Source organism: Clostridium sp., from assembly GCF_051654825.1.
GTDB lineage: Bacteria > Bacillota > Clostridia > Clostridiales > Clostridiaceae > Clostridium.
Genome location: NZ_JBOFYU010000090.1, coordinates 1 through 5,858, shown reverse-complemented (window position 1 = coordinate 5,858; position 5,858 = coordinate 1). Strand labels below are relative to the sequence as shown.

General features: G+C 26.6%; 4 protein-coding genes. 2 read left to right on the top strand and 2 right to left on the bottom strand.

All coding sequences use genetic code 11. The annotated features are described in order from the left end of the window. A partial coding sequence (locus ACRDBA_RS05360; protein ID WP_438571895.1) for a Gfo/Idh/MocA family protein occupies positions 1-793 on the bottom strand: 793 nt, incomplete at its 3' end. A gap of 199 nt (positions 794-992) precedes the next feature. Between ACRDBA_RS05360 and ACRDBA_RS05355 the strand changes: the two genes are divergently transcribed. After that, on the top strand, positions 993-2,366 hold the full coding sequence (locus ACRDBA_RS05355) for a DUF1254 domain-containing protein (protein WP_438571894.1): 1,374 nt from the start codon (positions 993-995) through the stop codon (positions 2,364-2,366). A 183-nt stretch (positions 2,367-2,549) separates the two neighbouring features. Then, positions 2,550-3,824, top strand: a complete 1,275-nt coding sequence (locus ACRDBA_RS05350; protein ID WP_438571893.1) for an amidase domain-containing protein — start codon at positions 2,550-2,552, stop codon at positions 3,822-3,824. Between the two features lie 93 nt (positions 3,825-3,917). Here ACRDBA_RS05350 and ACRDBA_RS05345 read toward each other — a convergent pair whose 3' ends face one another. Beyond that, positions 3,918-5,792 (bottom strand): glycerophosphoryl diester phosphodiesterase membrane domain-containing protein, encoded by a 1,875-nt coding sequence (locus ACRDBA_RS05345; RefSeq protein ID WP_438571892.1) that lies wholly within the window; start codon positions 5,790-5,792, stop codon positions 3,918-3,920. Positions 5,793-5,858 lie beyond the last annotated feature (66 nt).

Sequence of the window (5,858 nt, the reverse complement as noted above, 5' to 3'; positions counted from 1 at the left end):
CTAATGTTATTTTATTAAATGTATTTATTTTTTCTATTATAATGCTTCCTTCTTCTCCTTGGATTTCTGAAGGTAAATATGAATTACTTATTTTTGAATACATTATTGTTGCATTCATATCATCATATCCAAAGATGATAGTTCCATCACCATCTACTCCTGATTCTAGCATCACTGCATTTGCTTTTACTGTGTTAGGTTTTCCAAATAGTTTTATCATTGGAGCTATACAATAAACACCTATATCCATTAGTGCTCCATTAGAAAACTCAGGTTTAAATGCATTTAATACCTCACCAGCTTTGTACTTATCATATCTTGAAGAATACTGACAAAAGCTTGCAAAGTATTTTCTTACCTTTCCTATCTTATGTATGTTTTCTTCTATTACCTTAAAGTTAGGTAACACTGTAGTTTTCATAGCTTCCATTAAAACTACACCATTTTCCTTTGAAGCTTTTATCATTTTTTCTGCTTCCTTAGCATTTGATGCAAAAGCTTTTTCACATAATACATGTTTTTTATTTTCTAAAAATAATATACTTTGACTAGCATGTAGTGAATTAGGTGATGCTATATAAACAGCATCTATTAAATCTGATTTTGCCATTTCTTCTAAGCTTGTAAATATATTTTCTACTCCATATTTATCAGCAAAGCTTTTTGCTTTTTCTTCTGTTCTTGAATAAACTGCTGTTAATTCAAAATCCTTTACTTCCTTAGCTCCACTTAAAAACCAATCTGTTATATTATTTGTTCCAATAACACCAAAACGTATTTTACTATTTTTCATAAAATTCCCTCCAAACCACTTTTTTAATATAACTAAATTATACCTTATGTAAAATTCAAATTCTATTCTCAATAGTTACATATGTATTACTTTATAAAGATATAATTTTATAAAATTGCAAATTTATAAAGTACTAGTCTCACCCTATTTATTAAATTTGAATATATTAATAGTATTAATAATTTATATGGAGTTTTTTATGGATAATATTGAAGATAAAATTTCTTATCCTTGCTCACCAAGTAAATATCATGCTAAGTCTAAGGAATGCTCTTATTCTCAAGCCATATCCACCTTTATTTATGGGTATCCATTAGTTTTATCAGAAATTGTTAGACTAGATGGATTAGGAAGCTTAGCTCAAAGAAATAAATTTGCTTTTGAAAAGACCTTTGTTACACCTAAATATAATAGGGTAATTAGACCAAATATTGATACCCTTTATGGATCTGCTTGGCTAAATCTTAAGAAAGGCCCTCTTTTACTTCATGTTCCAGATACAAATAATAGATACTACGTTGCTGAAGTTTTAGATGCTTGGTCAAATGTATTCCAATCTATTGGTTCAAGAACTACTGGAAATACAGAACAAAATTTTATAATAATTGGCCCTGATACAAATGTATATAAATATACATTTCCTAAAAACACAAAAGTAATAAAATCTCCTACAAATATAGCTTGGATTATTTTAAGAATTCAAACTAATGGATCTAAGGACTATGATGTAGTACACAAACTTCAAGAAAAATTTACTATTTCAGCACTTTATAAAGAACCAATAAATCCACAAATAAAAAGTTTATTAGAAGATCCAATTTTTATTTCTAATAATACTACCAATGATGAAGTTAATAATATGCTTCCATCAATATTTATAAATATATTAATGCAATCTATGTATAAAAATCCCCCTTATGCTGAAATACAATCTTGTAAAATGAATAACATACTTAATGACCTTAATCTTATTCCCTCCCCTATCTTTAGTTTTTCTAACTTAAATGACCATGAACAAGGTGCATTAAAAGCTGCTAGTAAAACTTATTTAGAGGTTATAAATACCTCAAGAGAAGAATTATTTAATTATAATAAAAGAAATGGTTGGAGCTATTTGCTGAGTGGCATAGGCACATATGGAACAGATTATTTAACTAGAGCTATAATAGCAACTACTGTTTATGGTGCAAACATCCCTAAAGACTCTATTTATGCCTTTGCATATACTGATAATAATAACAAACCTCTTAATGGAAATAACAAATATAAAATTCATTTTGAGTCTAACCCTCCAGTAAATGCCTTTTGGTCAATAACTCTTTATAACGAAGAAGGTTTTTTAGTCCAAAACACATTAAATAAATATTCTATCTCACCACATATTGAAAGCCTTAACTTAAATGATGATGGTTCCTTTGATGTTTATCTACAACACTCACCACCTGTAAAAAATTTATATAACAACTGGCTACCTACCCCTATGAATGATTTTAATCTTATGCTTAGATTGTATTGGCCTAGTGAAGATATATTATCTGGAAAATGGCTTCCTCCTAAAATCACTATCATTTAAAAATTACGTAAATATTCCTTATTTAGTATTATATAAATATTTTAAGTGAGCATACTATTACTAAAGTTTTAATTATGAATCGTATTTTTAAGTAATTAAAGTCTTTTTAAAACAGCATCATAAGATTGTTCCTAATTAAACATTTTTTGTTTAATTAGGAGCTTTACTTTAGGAGGAATTAACATGAAATTATGGATTCAAAGTATACAATCAATTTATAAATCTAATAGAAGATTTTTTTCAATTATTTCATATTTGTTCTTAACCTCTGCTCTTTTTGTTAGCTTTTTTTATTCTCTAAGTAAAACTGATTCTGTTACCCTTGTCCCATCTTGCAACTTTGATGAATGCTTAGAAAATGAAGAAACTGCTAATGTAGGTACATTTGTAACTGATAATTCTGATACTAATAATGATGAGATTATAAATTATTTTGAAAACTTATTTTCAGCTAGAAATAATTCTTTTTTAACTGGAAATGTGGAAAATCTATATACTTTTTATGATACTAATAATACATATAGCCAATATTCTCTTCTTCATGAATTTAAGAGAATTGCTTACTTAAGAGATTGGGCTAGTAGTAGAAATATAGCTTTTACTAATATATCCTCTTCTCCTTCTATACGAGAAATTAATATAAAAGATAATAATTACTCCTTAGTTTTAGATGAAGAATATAAATTTACATATACATATAAGGATGCACCAAGTATTTCTAATGATTTTGGAGTTTCTCTTTTACATACAGTAGATTTAAAAAAGATTGGAAATTCCTTTGTTATTCAAAAAGATTACTATGTTGATTGCTTTCAAGAAGGTTTAGATGATTATAACTTTACCTTAGATGAAACTGATCTTCCTATAAGTAAATATAAAACTTATAATGTAAGCATTGATAGAAGTGATTTGTTATTTGAAGAAAATGAGAAATATGATAGAACTTCAGCTGTAAATTATGCTAATAAATATTGTGGTATATCTTGGGTTGATAATAGCCATTCAAAATATAATCATGATTACTACTCATATACAGCAGCTTGTGGAAACTGTACTAACTTTATTTCACAATGTTTATCTGATTATGAAGAAGGTGGAAAGCTAAAACAAGATAAAAGCTGGCTTTATAAAAATAATAATCCTGATAGCCCACAAGCTACCCCTACATGGGTAAGTGCTGATGATTTTTCTGATTATCTTTTAACTCATAATAGAGGAACCTTAGTTGCACAAGGTAATTTTGAAGAATTAATTTCTAAGTCTACTAATCTTCAAGAAGGAGATTTAATTACATATAATATAAATGGAATAATAGAACATACAGCCATAATAACTGGATTTGATTCTAATGGCTACCCACTAGTTAATGCAAATTCTGTTGATAAATATAAAGTTCCATTTGACTTAGGTTGGAGTAATTATGACATTACCTTTGACTTTATTTCAGTAACTGAATAATAAAAATAAAGAGGTTATATTAAAACTAAAATTAGTCTTAATATAACCTCTTTTAAACACTCTATCTTTAATATAAAACTTAACCTTAAGCTTTTATATTTTTACATACTTAACTATTGAATTTATAGCTTCATAAAACATAGTAATATAATTACTATCTCTATTTTCTTTAATATCCTTTTTAACTTGTTCTACTAAAACTACATTATCAGTAATTATATTATCAACACCAATTCCTATTACCTCTTCTAATGATTCATAATCATTTATAGTCCAAACATGAACTTCCTTTCCTAAGGCATGCATTGCATATAATAACTTTGGATTTAATACTGATATTTCTACACTAATAAAATCAACATCTAGCTTACTTATATCGCCAAGTGCTGCCATTAATATATATCCTATATCAATATTCATAGTATATTTTCTTACTGTTTGAAGATAATCATAATCTAATGATGTTATTACTACTTCATCTTCCATATCGTTTTCTTGAACAAGCTTTATAACTTCTTCTGCTAATTTATCTTCTTTTCCAAAGGGCTTTAATTCAATATTTAATTTTATCCTTCCTTTAGCTATCTTAAGTATTTCATCTAAAGAAGGAATTCTTTCTCCTGCAAACTGTGAGCTAAAGTATGATCCATTATCAACCTTTTGAGTTTCTTCAAAGGTCATATCCATAATAGCTCTATTAGTTTTATCTATTCTTTTTAATGTACTATCATGAAATAAAACTACTTTGTTATCCTTTGTAGTCATTACATCAATTTCTGCATAATCAGCTTTATCATATATAGCATATTGAACTGAAGATATACTATTTTCAGGTGCTTTTACACTATTCCCTCTATGTGCTGTTACTAGTGTTTCCTTTTCAACAACCTTAAAGAACACTACCTTTGCTCCCATAGATGTTACCATAGCAATAAATACAGTCAATGAAACTACTCTTATTATTTTCTTTTTTGAATATAAAAATTGTACAACCTTGTTTTTTTCATAAACTTCAATACTAGAAAATTCTCTTTCTTCTACATAATAATTTCTATATCCATAATACAGCTCAATTAAAAATGAAATAAATAAAGGAATACTTATTAATGATGCTATTATATATCCCATATAAAAAACTAATACTGATCCAACCATAAAGATTCCACTTAATAAGCTTGTTTCTCCAATAAGCTCAATTATGTATAATCCAACTGCTGTATATATAAATAAAATTGTTCCTGATATTAGAGATAATATTAATATCCACGCTACTAAATATCCAAATATCTTAAATCTATTTTCCTTATATATTTTTATACTATTTTTTATTGCTTCATTAAGTTTAACCTTTTCAATAATTACTGCTGGTATTGATAATATCCATCTTAATAATAGAATAACTAAAATAACCATTATAAGTGCATAAAATATTTTTCCACCTGTAGTTTTAAAAAGCTCCAATTTTATAAATGGAGGTATAGTTAAACTTTTTATTAAAGAACTATAAAGTCCTACACCAGTAACAGGCCCTATTACACCTGCAACTAAAACTATAAATATCATTCCTCTATTAAAGGTTTGAGGTAGTATCTTTAAACTATTAATGCAAGCTTCTAATAAAGTAACTCTTTCTTTTTTATGAGATTTATAACCTATATAAGTTAATACCGACATTTCTATAAAAATTGCTATAAACGATACTACTACTAAAAGAAATGAATAAATTATCCCCTTTGATGTTGTTCCAAACTTTAATAAATCAGTGTTAGTTATACTTACGACGCCCATTTGACCCATAAAATTATTTATTAAAAACATATTTATAGGTACAAATAAGAATGTACTTATTAATCTATATAGCAGTTCAAAATAAATTACTGCTTTAATATTAAATGTAAAGTTTTTATAAGTGTTTTTTATTAACCCCTTGGTTTCTCTTTTTATCTCAGATGTATCAATATGATTCATACATTTCACTCTTATAATACATCTGCTAATGTATATTGTGAGAATTCTGCTAAAAATGATTTTAAT